General features: G+C 69.2%; 26 protein-coding genes and 2 tRNA genes. 21 read left to right on the forward strand and 7 right to left on the reverse strand.

Annotated features, from left to right (window positions below):
* Window positions 1-3: 3 nt before the first annotated feature.
* Both AC2YHT_RS10025 and cobA read right to left on the reverse strand, forming a co-directional pair.
* Complete coding sequence (locus AC2YHT_RS10025) at window positions 4-372, reverse strand: DUF2849 domain-containing protein (protein ID WP_487289502.1); 369 nt, start codon at window positions 370-372, stop codon at window positions 4-6.
* Window positions 369-1,232, reverse strand: a complete 864-nt coding sequence (cobA, locus tag AC2YHT_RS10030) for a uroporphyrinogen-III C-methyltransferase (protein ID WP_487289504.1) — start codon at window positions 1,230-1,232, stop codon at window positions 369-371. Before cobA ends, AC2YHT_RS10025 begins: the two co-directional genes overlap by 4 nt.
* A 223-nt stretch (window positions 1,233-1,455) precedes the next feature.
* Between cobA and gcvA the strand changes: the two genes are divergently transcribed.
* From gcvA to AC2YHT_RS10055, 5 genes are all read left to right on the forward strand, one after another.
* On the forward strand, window positions 1,456-2,412 hold the full coding sequence (gene gcvA / locus AC2YHT_RS10035; RefSeq protein ID WP_110120251.1) for a transcriptional regulator GcvA: 957 nt from the start codon (window positions 1,456-1,458) through the stop codon (window positions 2,410-2,412).
* Window positions 2,413-2,449: 37 nt separating this feature from the next.
* Complete coding sequence (locus tag AC2YHT_RS10040; protein ID WP_487289506.1) at window positions 2,450-2,785, forward strand: chorismate mutase; 336 nt, start codon at window positions 2,450-2,452, stop codon at window positions 2,783-2,785.
* Window positions 2,782-3,066, forward strand: coding sequence for a hypothetical protein (locus AC2YHT_RS10045; RefSeq protein ID WP_487289507.1), 285 nt, complete (start codon window positions 2,782-2,784; stop codon window positions 3,064-3,066). Before AC2YHT_RS10040 ends, AC2YHT_RS10045 begins: the two co-directional genes overlap by 4 nt.
* A gap of 404 nt (window positions 3,067-3,470) precedes the next feature.
* The gene (locus tag AC2YHT_RS10050; protein ID WP_487289508.1) at window positions 3,471-4,760 is read left to right on the forward strand and encodes a cation:proton antiporter; all 1,290 of its coding nucleotides are present in this window, start codon (window positions 3,471-3,473) and stop codon (window positions 4,758-4,760) included.
* 29 nt (window positions 4,761-4,789) lie between these two features.
* Complete coding sequence (locus AC2YHT_RS10055) at window positions 4,790-5,308, forward strand: flavin reductase family protein (RefSeq protein ID WP_487289509.1); 519 nt, start codon at window positions 4,790-4,792, stop codon at window positions 5,306-5,308.
* A 7-nt stretch (window positions 5,309-5,315) separates the two neighbouring features.
* Here the strand turns inward: AC2YHT_RS10055 and AC2YHT_RS10060 are convergent, their stop codons facing one another.
* Window positions 5,316-5,654 (reverse strand): Hpt domain-containing protein, encoded by a 339-nt coding sequence (locus AC2YHT_RS10060; protein ID WP_487289511.1) that lies wholly within the window; start codon window positions 5,652-5,654, stop codon window positions 5,316-5,318.
* Window positions 5,655-5,738: 84 nt separating this feature from the next.
* On the opposite strand from AC2YHT_RS10060, the gene AC2YHT_RS10065 reads away from it, so the two are divergent.
* The 3 genes from AC2YHT_RS10065 (at window position 5,739) to AC2YHT_RS10075 (ending at window position 7,601) form a co-directional block, all read left to right on the forward strand.
* Window positions 5,739-5,814, forward strand: a tRNA-Lys gene (locus AC2YHT_RS10065).
* A 188-nt stretch (window positions 5,815-6,002) separates the two neighbouring features.
* A tRNA-Lys gene (locus tag AC2YHT_RS10070) sits at window positions 6,003-6,078 on the forward strand.
* 194 nt (window positions 6,079-6,272) lie between these two features.
* On the forward strand, window positions 6,273-7,601 hold the full coding sequence (locus tag AC2YHT_RS10075; protein WP_487289512.1) for an MFS transporter: 1,329 nt from the start codon (window positions 6,273-6,275) through the stop codon (window positions 7,599-7,601).
* A gap of 196 nt (window positions 7,602-7,797) precedes the next feature.
* Here AC2YHT_RS10075 and AC2YHT_RS10080 read toward each other — a convergent pair whose 3' ends face one another.
* Entirely contained in the window at window positions 7,798-8,796 is a 999-nt protein-coding gene (locus tag AC2YHT_RS10080; protein WP_487289513.1) for a zinc-binding dehydrogenase, read from the reverse strand.
* A gap of 113 nt (window positions 8,797-8,909) precedes the next feature.
* Here AC2YHT_RS10080 and AC2YHT_RS10085 point away from each other — a divergent pair, with 113 nt between their 5' ends.
* The 4 genes from AC2YHT_RS10085 (at window position 8,910) to AC2YHT_RS10100 (ending at window position 12,228) form a co-directional block, all read left to right on the forward strand.
* A complete protein-coding gene (locus AC2YHT_RS10085; RefSeq protein ID WP_487289515.1) occupies window positions 8,910-10,520 on the forward strand; it encodes an FAD-binding oxidoreductase in 1,611 nt (536 codons plus the stop codon).
* Complete coding sequence (locus tag AC2YHT_RS10090; RefSeq protein ID WP_487289516.1) at window positions 10,517-11,518, forward strand: zinc-binding dehydrogenase; 1,002 nt, start codon at window positions 10,517-10,519, stop codon at window positions 11,516-11,518. The genes AC2YHT_RS10085 and AC2YHT_RS10090 overlap by 4 nt, the downstream gene beginning before the upstream one ends.
* Before the next feature lie 74 nt (window positions 11,519-11,592).
* Entirely contained in the window at window positions 11,593-11,733 is a 141-nt protein-coding gene (locus AC2YHT_RS10095) for a hypothetical protein (RefSeq protein WP_487289518.1), read from the forward strand.
* Between the two features lie 30 nt (window positions 11,734-11,763).
* Entirely contained in the window at window positions 11,764-12,228 is a 465-nt protein-coding gene (locus AC2YHT_RS10100) for a hypothetical protein (protein ID WP_487289520.1), read from the forward strand.
* On the opposite strand, the gene AC2YHT_RS10105 is transcribed toward AC2YHT_RS10100, so the two are convergent.
* A complete protein-coding gene (locus tag AC2YHT_RS10105) occupies window positions 12,201-12,569 on the reverse strand; it encodes a GNAT family N-acetyltransferase (protein ID WP_487289521.1) in 369 nt (122 codons plus the stop codon). The genes AC2YHT_RS10100 and AC2YHT_RS10105 overlap by 28 nt on opposite strands.
* Window positions 12,570-12,749: 180 nt before the next feature.
* Here AC2YHT_RS10105 and AC2YHT_RS10110 point away from each other — a divergent pair, with 180 nt between their 5' ends.
* Complete coding sequence (locus AC2YHT_RS10110) at window positions 12,750-13,397, forward strand: glutathione S-transferase family protein (RefSeq protein WP_487289523.1); 648 nt, start codon at window positions 12,750-12,752, stop codon at window positions 13,395-13,397.
* A gap of 162 nt (window positions 13,398-13,559) precedes the next feature.
* Here the strand turns inward: AC2YHT_RS10110 and AC2YHT_RS10115 are convergent, their stop codons facing one another.
* Both AC2YHT_RS10115 and AC2YHT_RS10120 read right to left on the reverse strand, forming a co-directional pair.
* The gene (locus tag AC2YHT_RS10115; RefSeq protein WP_487289524.1) at window positions 13,560-14,399 is read right to left on the reverse strand and encodes an SDR family NAD(P)-dependent oxidoreductase; all 840 of its coding nucleotides are present in this window, start codon (window positions 14,397-14,399) and stop codon (window positions 13,560-13,562) included.
* 2 nt (window positions 14,400-14,401) lie between these two features.
* Window positions 14,402-14,716 (reverse strand): hypothetical protein, encoded by a 315-nt coding sequence (locus AC2YHT_RS10120; protein ID WP_487289525.1) that lies wholly within the window; start codon window positions 14,714-14,716, stop codon window positions 14,402-14,404.
* Between the two features lie 120 nt (window positions 14,717-14,836).
* Here AC2YHT_RS10120 and AC2YHT_RS10125 point away from each other — a divergent pair, with 120 nt between their 5' ends.
* The 8 genes from AC2YHT_RS10125 to AC2YHT_RS10160 all read left to right on the forward strand — a co-directional run bounded on the left by AC2YHT_RS10125 (window position 14,837) and on the right by AC2YHT_RS10160 (window position 23,955).
* The gene (locus AC2YHT_RS10125; protein ID WP_487289527.1) at window positions 14,837-15,721 is read left to right on the forward strand and encodes a polysaccharide deacetylase family protein; all 885 of its coding nucleotides are present in this window, start codon (window positions 14,837-14,839) and stop codon (window positions 15,719-15,721) included.
* Between the two features lie 52 nt (window positions 15,722-15,773).
* On the forward strand, window positions 15,774-16,577 hold the full coding sequence (locus tag AC2YHT_RS10130; protein ID WP_487289529.1) for an HpcH/HpaI aldolase/citrate lyase family protein: 804 nt from the start codon (window positions 15,774-15,776) through the stop codon (window positions 16,575-16,577).
* A gap of 97 nt (window positions 16,578-16,674) precedes the next feature.
* Window positions 16,675-17,196, forward strand: a complete 522-nt coding sequence (locus tag AC2YHT_RS10135; protein ID WP_101715660.1) for a MaoC family dehydratase — start codon at window positions 16,675-16,677, stop codon at window positions 17,194-17,196.
* Window position 17,197: 1 nt separating this feature from the next.
* On the forward strand, window positions 17,198-18,379 hold the full coding sequence (locus AC2YHT_RS10140; protein WP_487289530.1) for an acyl-CoA dehydrogenase family protein: 1,182 nt from the start codon (window positions 17,198-17,200) through the stop codon (window positions 18,377-18,379).
* Window positions 18,379-19,539: a CaiB/BaiF CoA transferase family protein gene (locus tag AC2YHT_RS10145; RefSeq protein WP_487289531.1), complete on the forward strand. Its 1,161-nt coding sequence runs from the start codon at window positions 18,379-18,381 to the stop codon at window positions 19,537-19,539. The genes AC2YHT_RS10140 and AC2YHT_RS10145 overlap by 1 nt, the downstream gene beginning before the upstream one ends.
* Entirely contained in the window at window positions 19,536-20,645 is a 1,110-nt protein-coding gene (locus AC2YHT_RS10150) for a CaiB/BaiF CoA transferase family protein (RefSeq protein ID WP_487289532.1), read from the forward strand. The genes AC2YHT_RS10145 and AC2YHT_RS10150 overlap by 4 nt, the downstream gene beginning before the upstream one ends.
* Before the next feature lie 536 nt (window positions 20,646-21,181).
* Window positions 21,182-22,537, forward strand: a complete 1,356-nt coding sequence (locus AC2YHT_RS10155) for an MmgE/PrpD family protein (RefSeq protein WP_487289533.1) — start codon at window positions 21,182-21,184, stop codon at window positions 22,535-22,537.
* Between the two features lie 20 nt (window positions 22,538-22,557).
* A complete protein-coding gene (locus AC2YHT_RS10160) occupies window positions 22,558-23,955 on the forward strand; it encodes a phenylacetate--CoA ligase family protein (protein WP_487289534.1) in 1,398 nt (465 codons plus the stop codon).
* The last annotated feature ends 1 nt before the right edge of the window (window position 23,956 follow it).

Raw genomic sequence — 23,956 nt, forward strand, 5'->3', positions numbered from 1 at the left:
GGCCTACTTGCGGCGGATCAGGTCGACGCGGCCCGTCGAGCGGGCGGCGCCGGAAGCGTGGCGGATGGCCTCAACGACGGCGCCGCCTTCAGCCTGCTTGCCGTGGAGAAGTTCGTTGGTGGGCCCCAGGGCGCGGATGCGCTCGCGGTAGCTGACCGGAGCCAGGCCCAGGCCTTCGACGGTGATCAGGTCGATCGGATAGGGATCGACGATCACGGTCGGAGCGGCCTTGCCGGCGGCGACGGCGGCCTCGACCTGCTCGCCTTGTTCATCGTCGAACAGCTGGGCGTCGCCGAAGCCGTCCACCCACGCGCCTTCCTTCCAGAAGACGACCTCCCCGTCGATCAGGCGATTGGCGGTCACGGCTTTCATTGGCCCGAACTCACGTTTTGAACTTCGAAGACGGCGGCGGTTGCGACGCTGCCGGGAGATTGCCCCGATATATGGGGGATGTCGGCCATTGCCATGGCCTCGCCGACCATCAGCAGGGCCGGCCCCTTCAGCCCCTCGGTCGCGGTCGCCAGACCGGCCAGGGTGGTAAGGATGCGGCGCTCGTCGGAACGGCTGGCGTTCTCGACGACCAGGGCCGGCGTCGAGCCGGCGCGGCCGGCGGCGGTCAGGCGCTCTGCGATGAAGCCGGCGGTCGAGACGCCCATATAAACGACGACGGTCTGGTTGGGACGCGCCAAGGCGGTCCAGTCCAGATCCGGCTCGCCGTGGGCGGCGTGGCCGGTGACGAAGGTGACGGCCTGGGCGCTGCCGCGATGGGTCAGGGGCGCGCCGGCGCCGGCGCTGGCGGCCAGGGCCGCGGTGACGCCGGGCACCACGGTGCAGTCGACGCCGGCCTCGCGGCAGGCGGAAAGCTCCTCACCGCCACGGCCGAACAGGAAGGGATCGCCGCCCTTCAGCCGCACGACCTCCAGGCCTTCACGGGCCAGGGCGACCAACAGCTGGTTGATGTCATCCTGCGGCAGGGTGTGGCGCGACTTGCGCTTGGCCACGTCGATGCGGCGGGCCTGGGGCGCGAGGTCGAGAATCTCGGCCGAGACCAGGCCGTCATGCACCAGCACGTCGGCGGCCTGCAGGGCCTTCAGCGCCTTGATGGTCAACAGGTCGGGATCGCCGGGACCAGCGCCGACCAGCGTCACCCGTCCCGGAGCCGGCCGCACGCCCTCGCCGCCGCGAAGCGCGACCAGACGGGGTTCAGCCTTGCCATCCGAGGGCGACGCCATGCGCGATCCCAGGTCCTCTAAAAGCGTCCATGGACGCGCGAAAGCGGCGCGAGCCGATCGACCCTCGCCGTCCAAACCCAATGAAATACGGGGCGAACCCGAAAGCTCGCCCCGCTCTTGCTCGCCGACGAAAAGGGCCAATCCGTCAGCGAACGCTTGCAAACTGGGCGCGGGCAGGCCAATTCGCAAACAAGGACTTCTGCCGGGGCGTTCAGTAAAACTCATGGAACGACAGAACGAACGGCGCCGCCTTCCGCCTCTCAACGCCCTGCGGGCTTTCGAGGCCGCGGCGCGCCATCTGAACTTCAGCCGCGCCGCCGACGAACTGTCGGTGACTCCCGGCGCCGTGAGCCAGCAGATCCAGAACCTGGAAGACTATGTCGGCGCGGCCCTGTTCAAGCGCACGCCCAAGGGCCTGCTGCTGACCGACGCGGCCCAGACCGCCCTGCCCGCCTTGCGCGAGGCCTTCGACCGCCTGGCCGAAGCCGCGTCCCTGCTGACCGCCGCCGTCGACGGCCGCCGCCTGACGCTGACGGCCGCCCCGTCCTTCGCCGCCAAGTGGCTGGTGCCGCGCCTGGGCAAGTTCGAGCAGGCCCAGCCGCAGGTCGACGTCTGGCTGTCGGCCGGCATGGAGGTCGTGGACTTCGCCGCCGGCGAGGTGGACTTGGCCATCCGCTACGGCTCGGGCCGCTATCCAGGCCTGGAAGTCATCCGCCTGCTCAACGAGACGGTCGTGCCGGTCGCCAGCCCCGAACTGCTGGCCGAGACGCCGCTGGAAAGCCCCGAAGACCTGTCGCGCCACATCCTGCTGCACGACGGCTCGCCCGACGCCGACGATTCGTGCCCGGACTGGGCCATGTGGCTGGCGGCGCGCGGCATCAAGGGCGTCGACGGCGCCCGCGGCCCGCGCTTCAACCAATCGAGCCTGGTGATCGAGGCCGCCGCCAACGGCCGCGGCATCGCCCTGGCCAAGCGCACCCTGGCCCAGGCCGATCTCGACGCCGGCCGCCTGGTGATCCCGTTCGACATCGCGACCTCGGTCGACTTCGCCTATTACGTGGTCCACCCCAAGGCCAAGGGCCGCCTGCCGCAGGTGAAGGCCTTCGTCGGCTGGCTGAAGGACGAGGCGGCCGCCCACGAAGCGGCCCTGCTGACCATCGACAACGGCGCCGGCATCTAGGCTGGAAGGCCGCGCTCAAACCGGCTTAAAGGGGCGCATGATCAAGACGACTCTCAACGTCGACGAGCGCCTCGCGCCGGCCGACTGCCAGACCATGGTCGACGTGCGCCAGGGCGTCGACGCCCTGGACCGGGCCCTGGTGGCCCTGCTCACCGAGCGCCAGGGCTATATGGACGCCGCCGCCCGCATCAAGACCGACCGCAGCAAGGTGTTCGACCGCGCCCGCATCGAGGACGTGGTCGACAAGGTCAAGGCCGCCGCGCGCGACGCGGGCCTTTCCGAGGCCATCGCCGAGCCGGTGTGGCGCACCCTGATCGACCGCTGCATCGCCTACGAGCACGACAGCTGGGACCGGACCAAGGGCGCCGCGTGACCAAGGAAGAGATCGACCAGCAGCTGGACGAGATGGCCGCCGAAGCGCTCGCCAAGGGCGACGACGACCTGCGTCCCGGCCTGATCTATCTGAGCGACCGGGCGTACGGCACGGAGATCCGCACCGAGACCGTCTCGGCCAAGCGCGGCCAGCGCTATCGCGGCGTGCGGGTGTTCGTCTCGCGCAGCTACGACACCAAGATCATCACCCGCAAGGAAACGGCCGGCCTGGAGGTCGGCGAGTTCGAGGATCTGACGGACTCGATTCCGAACCCGGTCTAGGACGGATCCTTCTCCACGGGCTCGCGCTAATTTTTCACCGAGCATCCCCGCGAAGGCGGGGACCCAAGCCGAGTCCGCGAATGGATCACGGCCGCGCCTCCCCCTGAACGTCAGCCTGGATCCCCGCCTTCGCGGGGAAAGACGGATCTTGGGGCAACCATCAGATGAATGTCGATCCGACCTCGGACGCGGCCTCCGCCCCCAGCGTCGTTCGGCGGCGTGGCGGCGCGCGCGTCCGGCATCACGCCGACCGCGATTATCTGTAGGCACGTACCTACAGTGACAACGTTGTCCAAAACCTGTTGCCAGCCGAGTTTTCGCGTTGTTAGCGTTCCCTCCAGGGATGAAACGCGACCGCTTCCAAGCGGCGAAAATCACAGGGGGACGCCGTGACGCCGGCTGAATTGAGCGTAGCCTTTTTCCTGCAGATGTTCGTCATCGTGGCGGCTTGCCGCGCGAGCGGCTGGGTCATGAAGCGGTTCTTCGACCAGCCCCAGGTGATCGGCGAGATGATCGCCGGCATCATACTGGGTCCGTCGCTGTTCGGCCTGTTGGCCCCCGACATCCAGCACATGATCTTCCCCAAGGAGACCAAGTCGGTCCTGTTCGTCGGCGCGCAGCTGGGCGTGGGCCTCTACATGTTCCTGGTCGGTGTCGGCTTCCGCGCCGATCACTTCAAGGCCAACGCCAAGAGCGCGGTGACGGTGTCGCTGTCGGGCATGATCGCGCCGTTCCTGGTGGCGATCGCCCTGACGCCGTGGCTGATGAGCCTGAACCTGTTCGGCAAGGGCGTGCAGTCGTTCCAGGCCATGCTGTTCATGGGCGCGGCCATCTCGATCACCGCCTTTCCGGTGCTGGCCCGCATCATCCAGGAGCGCGGCCTGACCAAGACCCGGCTGGGCTCGCTGGCCCTGTCGTCGGGCGCCATCGACGACGCCGGCGCCTGGACGGTTCTGGCCATCGTCCTGGCCAGCTTCGGCGGCGGCCCCGCCGTGGCGATGAAGGCGGCGATCGGCGGCGGCGCCTTCGCCCTGTTCATGCTGACCCTGGGACCCAAGCTGCTGGCGCCGCTGGGTCGCTGGGCCGAGCGCGAGGGCAAGATCACGCCGCCCCAGCTGGGCGTGGTCATCATGCTGTTCATGCTCAGCGCCTGGGCCATGGACGCGGCCGGCCTGCACTCGGTGTTCGGCGGCTTCCTGCTGGGCACGGCCATGCCGCGCGGCGTCCTGACCCGCGAGCTGAAGAAGTCGCTGGAGCCCCTGACGGTCGCCCTGCTGGTGCCAATGTTCTTCACCTTCTCGGGCCTCAACACCCAGATGAACCTGCTGAACAGCTGGTCGCTGGCGGCGGTTGCCATGGTCATCCTGGTCGGCTCGATCCTGGCCAAGGGCGGCGCCTGCTGGGCCGCCGCGCGCCTGACCGGCCAGGACAACGCCACGGCCATGGGCATCGGCGCGCTGATGAACGCCCGCGGCCTGATGGAGCTGATCATCATCAACATCGGCCTGCAGAAGGGCATCATCGGGCCGGCGCTGTTCTCGATGCTGGTGGTCATGGCCCTGGTCACCACGCTGATGACCTCGCCGCTGTTCGAGCAGGTCTACGGCAAGAAGGCCCGCGAGCGGGGCGAGCTGGGGGCGCTGAACGAGGACGAGGAAGACGACCTCGCCCCGGCCGGCGCGCCGGCCCGCTGATCCGGACGCCAGGGACGGGGGCCGCCGAAATGACCGCTCAGGCCGCGGCGCTGGCCGCTTCCGTCCAGACCTCCTATGCTGCCAGCGCCGACTTCAAGGACGTGCTGGCCCACCTGGCCAGCGGCGTCGCCATCGTTTCCTGCTGGGATGGCGACACGCCGCGAGGCCTGTTGGTCAGTTCGATCACCGGACTGTCGGTCGAGCCGCCGCGCTTCCTGTTCTGCGTGCGGAAGGAAGCCGGCTGTCACGAGGTGTTCCTGCGCCGCCCGGCTCTGTCGATCGCCCTGCTGGGCGCGGCCGACAAGGACGAGGCCCTGCGGTTCGGCGGCCCGAGCCTGGCCCACGAACGCTTCGCGCCCGAACGCTGGCGACTGACGCCGGACACGCCGCCGACCTATCAGCGGGGCCTGGCCGTCGCGGTCTGCGAGATCGACAGCATCGTCGAAGCCCAGACCCATTCGGTGTTCATCGTGACCGCCACGCAGCACCAGCTCACACCGGCCTCGCCGCTGATCGCCTGGAACCGGTCGTTGATCGCGGTCGGCTGAGGGGGCGCTACCCCTTCAGCGACCGCAGCGCCTGCTCGTGGACATAGGCGGCGATGTCGAGCAGCACCGCATCGAGGGCCGTGATCACCTCGTCCAAGCCGGCCTCGCCGGCCTCGGCGCGCTGGCAGACGTCGCCCAGCGCATTGGCCCCGACGCCGCGCGCCGCGCCCTTGACCGTATGGACCGCGTCGCGCCAGCCGGGGTGGTCGGGCGACAGCATCGGAGTCCACAGCGCGGCCTGTTCGCGGAACAGGGCCAGCACCTCCTCGATCACCGTGGCGTCGCCGGCCGCGAACCCTTCCAGATAGGCGAAATCCACGGCTCCGCTGATATCTCGCCTGGCCATCGAAAAAGTCCTTGCGCTCTCAAATTCATTGCGTATGTTCCGCGCCTCGCCGCCGGGACGCTTCAGCGCTTCGGAATCGCGAATGGGTGTATAGCTCAGTTGGTAGAGCAGCTGACTCTTAATCAGCGGGTCGTAGGTTCGAATCCTACTACACCCACCATTCTCCGCAAAACTTGATCCAGTAAAGAATTCCCCCTCCGGGGTCCCCTTGCTACGCCCGTACGTCTGGCTTCAGATGCGACGAATATATCCACACCTAATGTTCTGAAGTGGATTGCACTTACCGCGCCTTGGCGTATGTATCGCGCCTCGCCGTCGGGGACGCGAAAGCGACTTCGAAACGCGAACGGGTGTATAGCTCAGTTGGTAGAGCAGCTGACTCTTAATCAGCGGGTCGTAGGTTCGAATCCTACTACACCCACCATTCTCTCTCAGAACTCGTGATCTGAAACCGGATGGCCGCGCCAGACGGCCGCGAAGGCGGCTGGCGCCGAGGCTTCGCGCAGCCGCACGCTGTTTTGACCTGTCAGTGTCCGACAGTCGGGCGCCGGCTCTCGCGCCCCCTTGAACCTTCGTTTCGCGCCTAGCGTCGCCGATCCCTATCATCGGATCCGCGCCATGACCGCCGCCAAGCCGCCCTCGCCCCGCCTGCCCCTGCTCGTCCACGCCGGCTACGGCGCGGGCCAGATCGCCGGCCAGGTGTTCCGCGACGCCCCCTCGCTGCTGCTGCTGTTCTTCATGACCAATGCGCTTGGAGTCGAGCCGGCGCTGGCCGGGGCCGCGATCTTCTTTCCCAAGCTGTTCTGGGGCCTGATCTCGGACCTGACGGTGGGCCTGGTGTCGGACCGCTGGAAGGCCCGGGTTCCGCGCCGGCTGTGGCTGCTGGTCGGGGCGCTGCTGGCGCCGGCCGCGCTGATCCTGCTGTTCCACGTGCCGGAAGGGAGCCCCGCGCTGAAGGCCGGCTACGTGGCCGCCGCCTTCAGCGTCTACATGATCGTGTTCGGGGCCTTCTCGGTGCCCTACCTGGCGATCGGCACGGAACTTTCCGACGATCCCAAGGAGCGGACGGTGGTCATGGCCTGGCGGATGGGCTTCTCGGCCATCGGCCTGCTGGTCGGCAACGCCCTGGCGCCGGTGCTGGTGCAGACCTGGGGCGGCGGACGGCCGGCCTATTCGCAGATGTCGCTGGTGCTGGCGGCGGTGTGCTCGATCAGCCTGCTGATCGCCTTCCTGGCCTCGCCGCGCCCCGTGGTGCAGGCGGCTGGCGCCCCGGCCATGCGGCTGAAGGCGATTCTCAGCGCCGTGGCCGACCCGACCTTCCGGCCGCTGCTGGGCGCCTATGTTCTGCAGCTGGTCGGCTCAGGCCTGGGCTATGCGGCCATGGTCTACTTCCTCAGCTACAACATGGGCCGCGCGGACGCCCTGACCCAGATCGGCATGATCGTGCTGGTGATGAGCGCCGTGGTCATCGCCGCCCAGCCGCTGTGGATCAGGCTGTCGACCGCCTTCGGCCGCAAGCGCGTCTATATCGCCGCCGCTTTGGGCCATGCCGTGGTCCAGGCCGCCTGGGGCGTGATGGCCGGCGCGCCGCTGCCGGCGATCTACGCCGTGGTGGTGCTGTTCGCCCTGTTCAATTCGGGCTGGAGCCTGATGGGCTACAGCCTGCTGTCGGACGTCATCGCCAAGGACGAGGCCGAGCATGGCGAAAGCCGGGCCGGCGTGTTCTCGGCCCTGTGGACCGGCGCCGACAAGATCGGCTTCGCCCTGGGCGGCACCCTGCTGACGGGCCTCATCCTGTCGGCCTTCGGCTTCTCCAGCGCCCTGGCGGTGACCGGCGCCGCCCAGCCGGGCTCGGCGCTGGTCGGGGTGGCGGTGGCCTTCGCCTATGCCCCGGCGGCGTTCAACCTGGCGGCGGCGGCGCTCTATGCGCGGTTCGGGAAGGCCTAGGCTCTCCGCGCCCCTCCCAGCTCGTCATCCCGGCCGAAGCGAAGCGCAGAGCCGGGACCCAGGCGACTGGGCGCGGCGGCGCTAGGGCTCGCAAACGAACAGGGGCCGACGCAGTGCGCCGGCCTCTGGGTCCCGGATAAGCCCTGCGGGCTTTCCGGGATGACGACTGTTTGAAATCGTTGGCGGAAGGTCGGCCTCAGCCCACCTTCACCAGCGTCTTGCCGGCGTTGGCGCCCTTCATCAGGCGCTCGAACTGCGCCGGGGCCGACTCGATGCCCTCGCCCAAGTCCTCGACCTGCACCAGGCGGCCTTCCTTGAGCCAGGGCTCGGCGGTCTTCACCCACTCGTTCCAGCGCGGATAGAAATCGTAGACCACCAGGCCCATGACGGCGGCGCGCTTGCCGACGATGGGACCCAGGCCGAACTGCGGCGGCGGGCCGTCGGCGTGGTAGTGGGCCGACAGGCCGCAGATCACCACGCGGCCGTAGGTCTTCAGCAGACCGAACACCGGGTTGAGGATCGGCAGGCCGACGTTCTCGAAGTGAACGGTGGGACCGCCGTCGGTCAGGGCCTTCAGCTCGTCGACCCAGCCTTCGTTGCGGTAGTCGACGGCGCCGTCGAAACCGTAGCGCTCGATCACCTGGGCGACCTTGTCGGCCCCGCCGGCGATGCCGACGGCCTTGGCGCCGAGGATCTTGGCGATCTGGCCGGCGGTGCCGCCGACGCTGCCGGCGGCCGCGTCGACCGTGAAGACGTCGCCCGCGCCGACCTTGGCCAGCTGGGTGACGCCGGCCCAGGCGGTCAGGCCTGGCATGCCCAGCACGCCCAGGTGGTTGGAAACGCCCAGCGAGGCGTCGACCTTGCGGGCGAACTTGGCGTCCATCAGGCCGACCTGCGTCCAGCCGGCGTCGCCGACCACGTGGTCGCCGGGCGCGAAGTCTGGATGGCCCGAGGCGATGACCTCGGCCACCGACGAGCCCGGCAGGGTCTCACCCGGCGCCGGGCGCGGCTCGCCCATGTGCCGGCCGCGAAAGCGCGAGCCGAGATAGGGGTCGAGCGACAGGTAGAGCACCCGCACCAGCAGCTGGCCGGCCGGGGCTTCGGTCGGGGCGGCCCGCTCGATCACCTCGAAATCGGCGGCGACGGGCACGTCCTCGATCGTGCGCTTGAGGACGACTTCCAGGGTCTTGCTCATGGTCGGCTTTCGCTCCGGCGGGCGCCGCCTGTCGGAGAGAGCCTGCGCCCCCTGCCCGGCCGCCCCGCGGTTGGGACTATCGATGGGGCGACCCTAGCTTTCCGGACCTGCCCGTGGCCGCCGCCAAATCCGATCCATCCGCCAGCCGAACTTCCGCGCTCGCCGCCCTGCGGGAGATCGTCGGCGAAACCGGCGTCCGCGACGACGAGGCGGCCCGCGTCCTCTTCAGCCAGGACATCTTCGCCATCGCCGACGAGACGGTGCTGGCCGTGGTCGCCCCGACCAGCGTGGAGCAGCTGGCCGCCGTGGCCGCCCTGGCCGCGCGCGAAGGCCTGGCCCTGGCCCCGCGCGGCGGCGGCATGAGCTACACCAAGGGCTACATCCCCACCCGCGCCGGCACGCTGAGCCTGGATCTCTCCAGGCTCGACCAGATCGTGCGTATCGACGCGGCCGACATGGTCGCCACCGTCCAGGCCGGCTGCACCTGGAAGACACTGGACGACGCCCTGGCGCCGCTGGGCCTGCGCGCGCCGTTCTGGGGGCCGATGTCGGGCCTGACCTCGACCATCGGCGGGGGCCTGTCGCAGCAGAACGCCTTCTTCGGCGCGGGCCACTACGGCACCACCAGCGAGAGCGTCGTGGCCCTGACCGTGGTGACGGGCGAGGGCCGCATCCTGCGCACCGGCGCGCGCGGCAAGGACGGCGAGCATCCGTTCTGGCGGTTCTACGGCCCCGACCTGACGGGTCTGTTCGGCGGCGACTGCGGGGCGCTGGGCATCAAGGCCGAGGTGACGCTGCGCCTGATCCGCCGCCCCGCGCACGAGGCCTACGCCTCCTTCGCCTTCACTGACGCCGCCTCGATCATCGAGGCGATGGCCGAGATGACCCGGGCCGGGATCGCCAGCGAACTCTGCGGCTTCGATCCGAACCTCACCAAGGTGCGCCTGCGCCGCTCGTCGCTACTGAGCGACGTCAAGGTGCTGAAGGACGTGGCCGCCAAGCAAGGCTCATTGCTGAAGGGCGCCGTCGCCGCCGCCAAGGTGGCCCTGGCCGGCCGCGATTTCGTCGGCGCCGACGACTATCCGCTGCACGTGATCTGCGAAGGCCGCAGCAAGGCCGGCGTCGAGGCCGATCTCGCCGAAGCGAAAGCGATCGCCAAACGCTTCGCCGGCCGCGAGATCGAGAACAGCATCCCCCGCATCATCCGCGCCCAGCCCTTCCCGGCGGCCAACAGCATCCTTGGCCCCGGCGGCGAGCGATGGGCGACCCTGCAATGCGTCGCGCCGCTGTCGCGCGCCGTCGCGATCCACGCGGCGATCGAGGCGGTCTATGCCGAGATGGCGGGCGCCTTCGCCGAGCACGGGATCGACACGGCCTTCATGTTCACGGCGCTGTCGACCAACGCCTTCGTCATCGAGCCGACCTTCTACTGGCCCGGCGCCCGCCACGCCCTGCACGAGGCGACGATCGAGCCGCACCTGCTGGCCAAGCTGCCCGCCCTGCCGCACGACCCGACCGCCTTCGCCGTGGTCAGCCAGGCCCGCGCGCGGGTGATGGCGATCTTCCAGGCCGAAGGCGCCGGTCACCTGCAGATCGGCCGCGTCTATCCCTATGCCGACAGCCTCGACGAAGCCTCCCGGGCGCTGCTGGAGGCGGTGAAGGCCGCGCTCGACCCGCAAGGCCTGGTCAATCCCGGCGTCCTCGGCCTCGGAGCCCCGAAATGAGCACCTACCGCGCCCTCGAACTGCGCCGCTTCGCCCGCACCCTGCGCGAGGCCACCGACGTGGTGGAGATCTCGATGCGCGCGCCCGGCCCCGGCGAGGTGGCGGTGCGCAACGCCTGGTGCGGGATCAACGGCCTGTTCGACGTACAGATCGCCCGCAACGCCGTCAGCTACGTCAAGGTCTCCCCGCCGATGCCGATGGGCGTCGAAGCGGTCGGAATCGTCGAGGCCGTCGGCGAAGGCGTCACGGATCTGGCGGTCGGCGACGCGGTGGCCAGCGTCCGCTTCGGCGGCGGCTATCGCGAGATGAACATCGCGGCGGCCAGCACCTTCGTGAAGGTTCCGGCGGCCGACGAGGAGTCGCTGATCCTGGCCTCGACCGGCGTCTCGGCCCATGTCGCCTTCCACCAGATCGGCCAGGCCAAACCCGGCGAGACCGTGGCGATCTCGGCGGCGGCCGGCGGCCTGGGCCACATCCTGGTGCAGATCGCCAAGGCCCACGGCTGCAAGGTCATCGCCGTCTGCGGCGGCCCGAGGAAGGCTGACTTCGTGCGAAGCCTCGGCGCCGACGCGGTGATCGACTACCGCGCCGAGCCGGTCGCCGCCGCCCTGGCCCGCGACTTCCCCGAGGCCCTGGACGTCGCCATCGACACCGTGGGCGGCGAGATCTTCGACGCCTTCGCCGACAACCTGGCCCGCCACGGTCGCCTGGTGGTGGCCGGCGTCGCCCAGGACATGGACGGCGGCGCCGAGATCGTCAGCGCCCCGCGCATAGCCCACAAGCTCTACTACAAGGCCGCCTCGATCCGCGGCTTCATGAACGGCCTGCTGACCGAGCACTGGCCGGCGGCCCGGGCGGACCTGGCGGCGCTGAAGGCGGCCGGCAAGCTGAAGGCCGTGGGCGACGACACGCCCTTCGAAGGCGTCGCCGCGATCTACGACGCGGTGGACTGGCTCAACTCAGGCAAGTCGATGGGCAAGGTGACGGTAAAACTCTAGCGCCACGGCGCTCAACCTTGAGCATTGCGGCGACCGCGTGCGACAAGCTTGGCCTTGCCTGATGGAGCCAAGTCTTGCGCCCTACGACAGCCCTGCTTTTCGCCTCGATCGCCCTGGCCTCCTGCGGCGCCGGTGATCCTGCGCCCAAGCTGTCGAGCAAGGCGGAGGCGGTCGTCGCCCGCTCCAAGACGACGCAAGCCACCTACGCCGCCTAAGCCTGGACCAAGGTCGAGCGGGATGGCCGCATGGTGGAGGAGTGGTCGGCGGAGTTCCACGACGGCACCAAGCACCGTGTCGAGACGCCGAGCCATCGCCTGATCGCCGACTGCGTCGCGGGCGTGGGCAAGGCGCTGACGGTGGCGACCGGCGAGATCTACGACGACCCCAAGGTCGCCGTCGCCGCCTGCGGCGTGAACACCAATCCAAAGACCAGGGCGTCTGCCTATCTCGGCTCGATCCAGACCCCGTTCGGCAAGGCCGATCGCATCACGGTCACCGACGCCGAGGTCATCCGCAGCTACGACATCACGTCCCAGGGCGTCATCGTCGGCGGAACCTATCGCGTGAACGACGAGAACAAGAGGCTGGTTTTGGAAGCTCGCGCCGTGGCCGTGGAAAGCATGCTGCCGGCCGCCGACATGTTCGACGCTCAGTCCCTGCAGAAGAGCTTCGTGCCCGAGCGCTACAAGGCCCCGCCGGCGAACTCTTGAGAATCCAGCGCCTTGCGCATGTGAACCACGACGCCGTTGGCCAGGGCCTCTTCGCGATCCACGACATAGCCGGCCTGGCGGTAGAGGGCGATGTTCCGCTCGAAGCGCTGGTTGGTGTAGAGCCGCACGGTCGAGAGCCCCGCCTCGACCGCCAACGCTTCCGCATGAGCCAGCAGGCGGCGGCCAAGGCCTCGGCCATGGCGAGCTGGATCGACCGCCAGGTTGACGACCAGCAGGTGATCGGCCGCCAGCACGGTCTCGACCAGGGCGACCAGTACGTCGCTTTCCCCCAGCAAATCGAAACGGTTGACCGCAAGGGCCTGGGCGTAGTCGACGGTCATCGGCAGCGGTTCGCGGCCGATCAGCGTGACCCAAGGCGCGTAAGCGGCGCGGGTCAGGCGGGTGATCGCCTCGGCGTCGGCCGCCGTCGCCCGTCGCCCGTCGCAGGCCCGGATCGCTCATGCCTCCCCCATTGCCAAGCTCAACGCCCCCGTGACCTGATGCACAGGGGGGAGTGAACCATGCTGACCATCTGGGGCCGCCGCAACTCGTTCAACGTGCAGAAGGTGCTGTGGCTGGCCGACGAGTTGGGGCTGGCCTACGAGCACGTTCCGGCCGGCGGCGGCTTCGGCGGGCTGGATGATGCCGACTTCAGGGCGCGCAATCCGCACGGCCGGGTGCCGGTGATCGACGACGGCGGCGTCGTGGTCTGGGAGTCGCACGCCATCCTGCGTTATCTCGCGGCCCGTCATGGCGGCGAGCGCTGGTGGTCGAACGAACCGGCCGCGCGGTCGCAGCAGGATCGCTGGATGGACTGGTCGCAGGCCAGCCTGCAGCCAGACTTCCTCAACGGCGTGTTCTGGGGCTTCTATCGCACGCCGTCTGCGCAGCGGGACCTGCCACGCGTCGAGGCGGCGATCGCCCGGTGCGCGGGATATTTCCGGCTGTTGGACCAGGTGCTGGCTGAGCAGCCCTGGCTCGGCGGCGAGACGATCGGCCTGGCCGACATTCCTGCGGGGACGGCGCTCTATCGTTACTTCGAGCTGGAGATCGCGCGGCCGGAGGTTCCGAACGTCGTCGCCTGGTACGAGCGGCTGCAGGCGCGGCCGGGGTATCGGGCGAACGTGATGGTTCCGTTCGGAGAGCTCGAAGGGCGGCTGGCGTATTGAGAGCCGTCAATCGGCGGCAGGGTTTCCGTTTGCCCGCGACCCCACCCCGTAAAATCCCCGCGAAAGCGGGGACCCAGGTGTTTTATCGTCGAGCGCCGCGGGTTTCAGAAAAAGCCTGGGTCCCCGCTTTCGCGGGGATTTTACGGATGAGGGCCAGGCCCCTCAATGCGGCTCCTCGCCGCCCGAGACATTCAAGCTCTCGGCGGTGATGTACTTGGCGTCGTCGGAGCAGAGGAAGGCCACCGCGTCGGCGGTGTCTTCGGCCTTGCCGGGGCGGCCGAGCGGGATGCGGGCGGCCATGGCGGCGAGGTAGGCCTCGACCGAGGCCGCGCCGGTGACCTTGGCGAAGTATTCGTTCTGCCAGGCGCCCAGCCCCGTGGTCACGTGGTTGGGGCAGACGTTGTTGACGGTGATCTGGTGCGCGCCCAGTTCGATCGCGGCCGAGCGGGTCAGGCCGACCAGGCCGTGCTTGGAGGCAGTGTAGGCCTGGGCGTGCGGAAAGCCGGACTTGGCGGCCTGGCTGGCGATGTTGACGATGCGCCCGCCCTTGCCCTGGCCGATCATTACTTCCGCAGCGGCCTTGAGGCCGAAGAAGGCGCCCGTCAGGTTGACGTCGATGACCGCCGACCAGTCCTCCGGCCTCACATCCATCAGCGGCTTCATGATGTAGCCGATGCCGGCGTTGTTGACCCAGATGTCGAGCGAGCCGTGGGTTTCCTTGGCATGGTCGGCCAGCGCCCGGACCTCCTCCCAGCGACGCACGTCGCAGGGCTGGGTGCTGGCCGACCCGCCGTACTGGCGCAGATCGGCGGCGATCGCCTCCATCTCCTCGGTCCCGCCGATCATCCCGGCTGGCGTGGAAGGATCGACGGGGCGACCAAGATCGGAAACGACAACCGCCGCTCCCTCCTGCGCCAGGCGTCGTGCGATGGCCTCCCCCAGGCCTCCGCGCCGACCGGACCCGGTGACGACCGCCGTCTTGCCCTCAAAACGTCCCGTCATGCTCAGCCCACCTTGTCGGTGACGATGAAGATCGGGTCGGCCAGGGCCTGGAATTCGGCGGCGATCGCCTGCATCGTTTCGCTCGCCACTTCGGCCCCGAAGGCGTCCATGTCGGCGACGTCGATGATCTCGACATATTGGTAGGGCGGCGGCGCCTCGGTCCCGAGCAGGGCGGCCGAGCGGAAGACCTCGAACTTGTCGATCGACGCCAGGCCGTTGACGGTGGGCAGGTCACGTTCCTTGGCCCAGGCCTCGTAGTCGGCGGCCGAGACGCCGGGCTTCAGGTTGAACAGGGCGACAATCCGCGTGACGGCCATCGGGCGCTCCCTCCGTTGCGGCTCCAGCGCCGCCGTGAAGATTGAAGCCGCATGCTGGATCGCCGCCCCGATGGGCGCGAGCGCCGCGCTCAGACTGTTCGCCTCTTGGAGAAAGCCCCCATGCCCGCACCTGACGATTTCCGCTGGCCGGACGGCTCCTCCCTGGCGCTGTCGATCGTCGTCAATGTCGAGGAAGGCGCCGAGCACAACATCCGCGACGGCGACAAGGGCCCCGAGCCGGTCGACGAGCTGGGCGCGGTTCCCAAGAAGCCGATGCGCATGCACGGCAGCGAGAGCAACTATCTCTACGGGATCAAGGCCGGCGCGCCACGCATCCTGCGGATCCTCGACCAGCACGGGATCGAGGCCACCTGGACGGCCGCGGCCCTTGCCCTGGAGCGCGCCCCGGACCTGGCCGCCGCCATCCGCGCCCGAGGCGACGAGGTGGCCGCCCACGGCTATCGCTGGACCCACCAGTTCTGGATGGACGAGGCCAAGGAGCGGGAGTTCATCACCAAGGCCGCCGCCTCGATCGAGCAGACGATCGGCACGCGCCCGTCCGGCTGGCTGTCGCGCTACCTGCACACCGACCACACCCGCCGGCTGCTGGCCGAGGCCGGGTTCAGCTATCACATGGACGACTATTCCGACGACTTCCCGTTCTGGGACCGCGTGGAGACCTCGGACGGCCAGAGCAAGCCGATGGTCATCCTGCCCTACGCCATGGACTCCAACGACATGAAGTTCTGGCTGGCCCCGTCGCTGACCGCCAAGGACTGGCTGGACTACGCCGTGGCGACCTTCGACGAGCTGCACGCCGAGAGCCAGGAGGTCGGGGCGCGGATGATGAGCCTGGGGCTGCACCTGCGGATCATCGGCCGTCCGGGCCGCATCGGCGCCTTCCGCAAGTTCCTCGAACACGTCCGCGCCCACGACGGCGTTTGGATCGCCTGTCGGAGAAAGATCGCCGAGGCGTTCGCGCGAGGGGTCCTGATCGGCGATTGACGGCCAGGGCGATTGTCCTGACATTTCAACGACACGGGCGGCTCAGCCGATCATGACCTATCGCTCGCTGCTCTTCGTGCCCGGCACGCGCCCGGACCGCTTCGGCAAGGCGCTGGACGCCGGCGCCGACGCGGTCTGCATCGACCTGGAGGACGCCGTGCCGCCGGCCGGCAAGGCGCAGGCGCGGGCCGCCGCCCTCGCCTTTCTCGCTGAGCCGCACACCGCCGTGGTCGGCCTGCGGATCAACGGCGTGCGCACGCTGGAGGGCCTGAAGGACCTCGTGGCCCTGGCCGACAGCGGCGCCCGACTCGACTTCCTGATGATCCCCAAGGTCGCAGCCCCCGAAGACCTGCTGACCGCCGGCGAGATCCTGCCGGGCCTGCCGCTGTGGCCTGTGGTCGAGTCGGCCGAGGGCCTGCGCCGGGCCTTCGAGATCTGCGCCGCGCCCAGCGTGGCCGGCGCCCTGTTCGGCGGCGCGGACCTGTCGGCCGACCTCGGCTCGACCATGGACTGGGACGCCCTGCTGCTGGGCCGCGGCACGCTGATCGCCGCCTGCGGCCGCGCCGGCGTCGCCTCGCTGGACGTGCCGCACCTGAACATCGCCGATCCGAACGACCTGACCGCCTCGACCCTGCGGGCCAAGGCCCTGGGCTTCACCGGCCGGTCCTGCATCCACCCGGCCCAGGTGGCCGCGGTGAACGCCGCCTACACCCCTTCGCCCGCCGAGATCCAGCGCGCCCGACGCGTGGTCGAGGCCTTCGACGCCGCCGGCGGGGCCGCCGCCCTGCTGGACGGCAAGCTGATCGAACTGCCGGTCATCCGCGCCGCACGGCGCGTTCTGGAGCGTGGCAGCTGAAAGTGGATGCCGGTTTCAGCGTCCGCCACGCTCAATTTTTAGGTGGGAATTTCCCTTCGGGAAATTCCTGCCGCGCTTAGACCTAGGAGACTCCCCCATGTCGCAGAACTGGAAAGAGGTCGGTCCGCAGCGCTACCGCGAGACCTTCGGCCGCTATTTCGAGGACTTCATCGTCGGCGACGTCTACGAGCACCGCCCCGGTAAGACGGTGACCGAGTACGACAACCACCTGTTCACGCTGCTGACGCTGAACACCCACCCGATGCACTTCGACGCCGAGTTCGCCAAGGCCTCGGAGTTCAAGAAGAACCTGGTGGTCAGCCCCTACACCCTGGCCCTGCTGATCGGCATGAGCGTGACCGACGTCTCGCAGAAGGCCATCGCCAACCTCGGCATGGACGAAGTGAAGTTCAGCGCCCCGGTGTTCGCCGGCGACACGATCTATGGCGAGAGCGAGGTGCTGGCCAAGCGCGAGAGCAAGTCGCGCCCCGGCCAGGGCATCGTCACGATCCTGACCACGGGCATCAACCAGGACGGCACGGTCGTCTGCACCTTCAAGCGCAACATGCTGATCCCGGCGCGCGGCCACGCCGTCGAGGACAAGGTCGGGAACTACTAGGATGAGCGAGATCTCGGAAGCCGACGAACGCGCCATCCTCGACGCCATCGACAAGTGGCTCGAAAAGAAGGTCGCCCCCGTGGCGATGCAGCTCGAGCACGACGACGAGTATCCCCATGCCCTGGTCGAGGACATGAAGGAACTGGGTCTCTTCGGGGCCCTGATCGACCCGGAATACGGCGGCCTGGGGCTGTCGGCCCTGACCTATTCGCGGATCGTCACCAAGATCAGCGCCGAGTGGATGAGCCTGACGGGCGTCTTCAACTCGCACCTGATGATGGCCATGGTGGTGCAGAAGTTCGGCACGCAGAAGCAGAAGGACTTCTGGCTGCCCCGCTTCGCCAGCGGCGAGATGCGCGGCTGCCTGGGCCTGACCGAGCCGGACGCCGGCACCGACCTGCAGGGCATCCGCACCGTCGCCAAGCGCGACGGCGGCGATTACGTGGTTAATGGGACCAAGACCTGGATCACCAACGCCATCGAGGGCCACGTCTCGGCCCTGCTGGTGAAGACCGATCCGGAAGCCCAGCCGCGCCACAAGGGGATGAGCATGCTCATCACCCCGAAGATCGATCCGGAGACCCGCGCCCCCATCGCCGGCGTCACGAACGGCCGCAAGCTGGAGAAGCTGGGCTACAAGGGCATCGACAGCGGCGAGTTCATCTTCGAGGACTATCGCTGCGACGCCGAGCTGTGCCTGGTCGGCGGCGAGGAAGGCCAGGGCTTCGTCATGGCCACCGGGGGCCTGGAGATTGGCCGCATCAACGTCGCGGCCCGCTCGGTCGGCATCGCCAAGCGCGCGCTGATGGAAAGCGTCAAGTACGCCCAGCTGCGCAAGACCATGGGCAAGCCGATCGCCCAGCACCAGGCCATCCAGCTGAAGCTCGGCGAGATGGGGGCCAAGACCCGCGCTTCGGAGCTGCTCGTGGAAGACGCCGCCAAGGCCTACGACCGCGGCGAGCGCGTCGACATGGAAGCCGGCATGGCCAAGTACTTCGCCTCGGAGACGGCGCTGGAGGTGGCCACCGAGGCCATGCGCATCCACGGCGCCTATGGCTACTCGAAGGAATATCCGATCGAGCGGCTGTTCCGCGACGCCCCGCTGATGTGCATCGGCGAAGGCACCAACGAGATGCAGCGGATCATCATCGCCCGCCAGCTCGTGGCTCGGAACCCGGTCTGATGGCTGGTCAAGTGCGTCGCCCCCTGGCCGGGATCAAGGTGCTGGCCGTCGAGCAGTACGGCGCCGGCCCCTACGCCACCCAGCTGATGGCCGAACTGGGCGCCGAGGTCGTCAAGATCGAGGCCCCGGCCATGGGCGGCGACGTCAGCCGCGCCACCGGCCCGTTCTTTCTGGGAACGGCCGACAGCCAGTTCTTCCAGACCTTCTCACGGTCGAAGAAGTCCATCGCCGTGGACATCAAGACCCCCGACGGCCGCGCGGCCTTCGAGCGTCTGGTGGCGGCCGCCGACATGGTGGTCGACAACCTGCGCGGCGACCAGCCGGGCAAGATGAAGCTGACCTATGACGACCTGAAGGGGGTGAACCCCGCCATCGTCTGCGGCCACCTTTCCGCTTACGGACGCGGCAACAGCCGGGCCGGCTGGCCGGGCTACGACTACCTGATGCAGGCCGAGGCCGGGCTCATGAGCCTGACCGGCGAGCCCGACGCGCCGCCGGCGCGGCTGGGCGTGTCGATGGTCGACTTCATGACCGGGACCATGCTGGCCTTCGGCGTGGTCAGCGCCCTGCTTTCGGCCCGCACGACGGGCGAAGGCTGCGACGTCGACGTCTCGCTGTTCGACGTGGCCTTGCACCAGCTCTCCTATCCCGCCGTCTGGGCGATGAACGAGGGCTACAAGGTCCAGCGCCTGCCGCGCGGCGCCCACCCGTCGATCGCACCGTCGCAGGCGGTGAAGACCGCCGACGGCTGGGGCCTGGTCATGTGCCAGACCCCGAAGTTCTGGGAGGCGCTGTGCGACCTGGCCGGCGCCGCCGAGCTGAAGGCCGATCCGCGCTTCGCCGACATCCCCAGCCGCCACGCCAACCGTCCGGCGCTGAGCGAGGCGATGGACGTCCTGTTCGGGACCAAGACCACGGCCGAGTGGACAACCCTGCTCGGCGGCAAGGTCCCGTTCGCGCCGATCCTGGAAATGATGGACGCGCTGGACAACCCGTTCGTGGCCGAGGTCGGCATGCGCGACGTGGTCGCCCATCCTGACCGCGCGGAAGGCTTGGCGATGCTGGCCTGCCCCGTGAAGATCGACGGCGAGCGGATGCCTGGCGTCCGCGCGCCGAAGCTCGGCGAACATACTGACGAAGTGCTGGGAGCTGCCTCGTGAAGCTGGAAGGCGTCCGCGTCCTCGACCTGTCGCTCTTCCTGCCGGGGCCGATGCTGACCCTGATGATGGCCGACCACGGCGCCGACGTGCTGAAGATCGAACCGCCCGGCGAAGGCGATCCGGCCCGCGAGATCGGCTATCGCAAGAACGGGACGAGCGTCTGGTTCCGCAACACAAGCCGCGGCAAGCGCAGCCTCCAAGTTGATCTGAAGTCCGCCGAGGGCCGCGCCCTGCTGCTCGACCTCGCCGCCGAAGCGGATGTCGTGGTCGAGGCCTTCCGGCCCGGCGTCATCCAGCGGCTGGGTTTCGACTACGAGGCCGTGAAGGCGCGCAATCCGGGCATCGTCTATGTGGCGATCTCGGCCTTCGGCCAGACCGGCCCCTATCGCGACAAGCCGGCCCACGACATCGCGGTGCAGGCCCTGGCCGGCATGGTGTCGTTGAGCGAAGGCTTCGACGGCAAGCCGACCCCGCCGAACATGCCGGCCGCCGACGCCCTGGCCAGCCTCACCGCGCTCTCGGGCGTGCTGATGGCCCTGCTGCGGCGGGAGAAGACCGGCCTGGGCGACTATGTCGACGTGGCCATGTACGACAGCGTGCTGGCCTGGACGCCCAACGTCACCGGCAAGATCTTCGCCACGGGCGAGGCCCATGTTCCCAAGGACGAGCGCTCGTGGGGCGGCAACGCCATGTACGGCCTCTACGAATGCGCCGACGGCCAGTGGATCTGCCTGGGCGGCTCGGAGGTGAAGTTCGCCCGCAACCTGCTGGCGGGCCTGGAGCGCCTCGACCTGCTGCCCTATGCCGAGCTTCAGCCCGGCCCCGGCCAGGAGCCCCTGCGGGCCTTCCTGCGCGAGGCTTTCATCACCAGGACGCGAGTCGAGTGGGAAACTTGGTTTGACGGCCGCGACGTTTGTTTCGCGCCGGTTCGGACCCTGAAGGAGGCCTTCGACGATCCGGCCCTGGCCACGCGGGGCATGCTGTCGCGCGACGCCGACGGCAACGAGATCGTCGGCACGCCGATCCTGTTCGGCAACGAGCCGGCGGTGATCGACCCGGTCCCGCCCGCGCTGGGCGCCGGTCCGGCGGGGTGGCTGGAACGCTAGACTGATCCGGACTTCAGAAACTCTCGGCTACTTTTTCACCGAGCATCCCCGCGAAGGCGGGGATCCAAGCCGAGCTTGCGGCTCGTCCACGGCCTCGCCCCATCCTGAACGTCTGCTTGGATCCCCGCCTTCGCGGGGAAAGTCGGATTGAGGGGGTGGTGGCAGACGTTTGCCGGGCCTCCCCCTTCCAAAAGCCCGCCGTCCCGACCAGAGCGCCGGGACGACGGGCAAGTTGGAAGAGGAAGACGTCAGGATTCCGTCCGCTCGCGTTCCATCTGGTCGAGCAGCATCGGTCCGGCTTCCATCAGCAGAAACGCGCTGGTCAACAGCAACAGAACACGCATCAGCATGGCGGCTCTCCCGGCTTGCGGACGATCCCCCGATAGTCCGCAGAAGGAAGGCTGAACCCGTCCCGCCCGCGCGCGATGGGGATTTCGCATTTGGCCGTCTGGCGGACAGCCGCGCCGTTGTCCGCTGTGCGCGCAAACCCGAACGCCGCGTCCGAAGGCGACCGGCGCCGCTGCTAGCGTCGCCGCATGATCGCCGCCGAAGCCCTCGTCGACCACGCCCTGTCCCTACGCTGGGAGGCCCTGCCGGACGCCGTCCAGGCCGACGCCCGCCGGCTGCTGCACGACGCCGTGGCGGTGTGCGCGGCCGGCGCGGGCGCTGCCTATTCGGACGCCATCCTGGCGGCTGCGCGCGGCTGGGGCGGTGAAGGCGCGGGCCTCGTGCTCGGAAGGCCCGGCGTGCGCATCCCGCCAGCCCAGGCCGCCTTCGTCAACGCTTTCCAACTGCACGGCCAGGAGTACGACTCCGTCCACGAGAAGGCCGTGCTGCATCCGCTGCCGACCATCGTGCCGGCCCTGATGGCCGAACTCGACCGCTCGGGTCCCTACAGCGGCGAAGAGGTGCTGGCGGCCATGGTCGCGGGCGTCGACGTCGCCATCGCCCTGGGCGTGGCCGCCACGACCGCCCTGCGCTTCTTCCGGCCGGCGACGGCGGGGGTGTTCGGGGCGACAGCGGCGCTGGCGCGGCTGAAGCGCCTGCCGCGCGAGACGGCGATGGACGCCATGGGCTACGCCCTGGCCTTCAGCAGCGGCACCATGCAGGCCCACACCGAGGGCAAGCCCGCCCTGCCCGTCCAGATCGCTGCGGCGGCCCGCTCAGCGCTACAGGCCATCGACGTCGCGCAGGCCGGCCTGCCCGGTCCGCGCGACTGGCTGGAGGGTCCGTTCGGCTACCTGCCGCTGTTCGAGGCCGGCTTCGACCTCGGGCCGGTGCTGGCCGACCTGCCGAGCCGCCGCCGGATCGCCGAGGTGTCTTGCAAGCCTTTCCCCACCGGCCGCGCCTGCCATGGCGGGCTGGTGGCCGTGCGCAAGCTGGCGACCGAGCACGGCGTCGGTCCGGACGATCTGGAGAGCCTGACCTACTCGGCCCCGCCGCTGATCCGCCACCTGGTGGGCCGCATCGCCAAGCCGGAGATGGACACCGCCTACGCCCGCCTCTGCCTGCCCTATCTGGCCGCCGTCATGCTGACCCGCGGCCGCGTGGGCCTGGACGACTACACGCCGCAGCGCCTGAACGAGCCGGACGTCCTGGCCCTGGCCGCTCGCATCGTCGTCGAGAGCGACGGCAATCCCGATCCCGCCGCCTTCGTGCCGGCCCGCGCCGTGGCCCGCCTGAAGGACGGCCGCGAGATCGTGCTCGACGTCACCGCCCAGCTCGGTTCGCCCGACTTCCCGATGAGCCGCGACGAGCACCTGGAAAAGTCCCGCTCATGCCTGGCCTTCGTTGGCATGGAGGCCGCCCACGCCCCGCTGACCGACCTCTTCGACCGCTTCGACACCCTGGCCGACGCCCGCGAGGTCTTCCTCCTCGCCAGCGGCGGCTAGCTTTCTCCCCCAAGGTTCTCATGTCTCACCAGACCTACTGGCAGTCGCTCGACTACCCCGCCCTCGTCGCCGACCACCCGATCGGCGAGGCCTTCACCCAGTTCGCCACCACCACCAGCCGCGACGAGCTGCGCTGGCGGCAGAACCGCCTGTTCCTGCGCTGCGTCGATCGCGCCTGGAAGACGCCCTTCTATCAGCGCCTGTGGGGCGCGGCGGGCGTCCAGCCCGGCGACATCCGCTCGCTGGACGACCTGCCGGGCCTGCCCAGCTTCGACAAGTCCGACATCATGGACTCGCTGGAGCGCAAGCCCCCGTTCGGCGACTTCGCCGGCTTCGAGGGCTACCCCGAAGGCCAGCGGCCGCCGGTGATGCTGCACACCACCTCCGGCACCACGGGATCGCCGCAAGTGCTGCTGTTCGGGCCCAAGAGCCGCGAGGTGCAGAACCTGCTGCTGGCCCGCAACTACCAGTTCCAGGGCCTGCGGCCGGACGACGTGATCCACTCGGTCTACGGCCACGGCATGATCAACGGCGGCCACTATGTGCGCGAGGCCGTGACCCGCTGGACCAGCGCGACCTTCCTGTCGGCCGGCACCGGGGTCGAGACCCGCTCGGCCCAGCAGGTCGAGGTGATGAAGCGCTTCGGGGCCACCGTGCTGGTGGGCTTCGGCGACTATCTGAAGAAGCTGGCCGACACGGCGCTGGAGATGGGCATCGAGCCCGGGCGCGATATCCCCGTGCGGCTGATCTCGGCGCACCTGGGCCGCGAGGACCGGGCGGCGATGGAGAAGGCCTGGGGCGGCGCCAAGTGCTTCGACTGGTACGGCGTCGGCGACACCGGCCTGATCGCCGGCGAAGGCCCCGACCGCGACGGCCTCTACGTCCATGAAGACGCCCACTATCTGGAGATCTGCGACATCGACACCGGCGCGGCCGTGGCCCCGTGCGAGCTGGGCGACATGGTCGTCACCTGCCTGTTCAAGGACGACCTCTATCCGCTGATCCGCTTCAACACCCACGACGTGACCCGGGCGATCCCGAAACCGTCGTCGATCGACGTGGTGTTCCAGCGCATCGAGGGCTTCCTCGGGCGATCGGACAACATGGTCAAGATCCGCGGGATCAACATCTTCCCGCAGGGCGTGGGGGCGATGCTGGAGCACGCGCCGGCCTTCGCGGGCGAGTTCATCTGCCGCGCGCGTCGCGACGCCACCGGCCGCGACAGCTTCGCCGTGACCGCCGAGACCACGGCCGACACGTCCGAATGGCGAGATATCGCAAGCTTCTACGGCGAGATCCTCAAGCGCAAGATCGGCATCGAGGTCGAGATCGAGCTGGCCCCTAAGGGCGCCACGGCCGGCCTGACCCAGATCGACGTGCGCCAGAAGCCGATCCGCCTGATCGACGAGCGCTACTGAG

Source organism: Caulobacter sp. SRI_008 (assembly GCF_057586355.1).

Bases quoted from the DNA above. Each gene is read 5' to 3' on its own strand.
- AC2YHT_RS10080 (WP_487289513.1), bottom strand. From the start codon at position 8,796: ATGAGCAAGACCCTGGAAGTCGTCCTCAAGCGCACGATCGAGGACGTG.
- cobA (WP_487289504.1), bottom strand. From the start codon at position 1,232: ATGGCGTCGCCCTCGGATGGCAAGGCTGAACCCCGTCTGGTCGCGCTT.
- AC2YHT_RS10155 (WP_487289533.1), top strand. From the start codon at position 21,182: ATGATCGCCGCCGAAGCCCTCGTCGACCACGCCCTGTCCCTACGCTGG.
- gcvA (WP_110120251.1), top strand. From the start codon at position 1,456: ATGGAACGACAGAACGAACGGCGCCGCCTTCCGCCTCTCAACGCCCTG.
- AC2YHT_RS10135 (WP_101715660.1), top strand. From the start codon at position 16,675: ATGTCGCAGAACTGGAAAGAGGTCGGTCCGCAGCGCTACCGCGAGACC.
- AC2YHT_RS10145 (WP_487289531.1), top strand. From the start codon at position 18,379: ATGGCTGGTCAAGTGCGTCGCCCCCTGGCCGGGATCAAGGTGCTGGCC.
- AC2YHT_RS10160 (WP_487289534.1), top strand. From the start codon at position 22,558: ATGTCTCACCAGACCTACTGGCAGTCGCTCGACTACCCCGCCCTCGTC.
- AC2YHT_RS10130 (WP_487289529.1), top strand. From the start codon at position 15,774: ATGACCTATCGCTCGCTGCTCTTCGTGCCCGGCACGCGCCCGGACCGC.
- AC2YHT_RS10120 (WP_487289525.1), bottom strand. From the start codon at position 14,716: ATGGCCGTCACGCGGATTGTCGCCCTGTTCAACCTGAAGCCCGGCGTC.
- AC2YHT_RS10115 (WP_487289524.1), bottom strand. From the start codon at position 14,399: ATGACGGGACGTTTTGAGGGCAAGACGGCGGTCGTCACCGGGTCCGGT.
- AC2YHT_RS10140 (WP_487289530.1), top strand. From the start codon at position 17,198: ATGAGCGAGATCTCGGAAGCCGACGAACGCGCCATCCTCGACGCCATC.
- AC2YHT_RS10110 (WP_487289523.1), top strand. From the start codon at position 12,750: ATGCTGACCATCTGGGGCCGCCGCAACTCGTTCAACGTGCAGAAGGTG.
- AC2YHT_RS10055 (WP_487289509.1), top strand. From the start codon at position 4,790: ATGACCGCTCAGGCCGCGGCGCTGGCCGCTTCCGTCCAGACCTCCTAT.
- AC2YHT_RS10060 (WP_487289511.1), bottom strand. From the start codon at position 5,654: ATGGCCAGGCGAGATATCAGCGGAGCCGTGGATTTCGCCTATCTGGAA.
- AC2YHT_RS10105 (WP_487289521.1), bottom strand. From the start codon at position 12,569: ATGACCGTCGACTACGCCCAGGCCCTTGCGGTCAACCGTTTCGATTTG.
- AC2YHT_RS10075 (WP_487289512.1), top strand. From the start codon at position 6,273: ATGACCGCCGCCAAGCCGCCCTCGCCCCGCCTGCCCCTGCTCGTCCAC.
- AC2YHT_RS10125 (WP_487289527.1), top strand. From the start codon at position 14,837: ATGCCCGCACCTGACGATTTCCGCTGGCCGGACGGCTCCTCCCTGGCG.
- AC2YHT_RS10090 (WP_487289516.1), top strand. From the start codon at position 10,517: ATGAGCACCTACCGCGCCCTCGAACTGCGCCGCTTCGCCCGCACCCTG.
- AC2YHT_RS10040 (WP_487289506.1), top strand. From the start codon at position 2,450: ATGATCAAGACGACTCTCAACGTCGACGAGCGCCTCGCGCCGGCCGAC.
- AC2YHT_RS10025 (WP_487289502.1), bottom strand. From the start codon at position 372: ATGAAAGCCGTGACCGCCAATCGCCTGATCGACGGGGAGGTCGTCTTC.
- AC2YHT_RS10100 (WP_487289520.1), top strand. From the start codon at position 11,764: ATGGTGGAGGAGTGGTCGGCGGAGTTCCACGACGGCACCAAGCACCGT.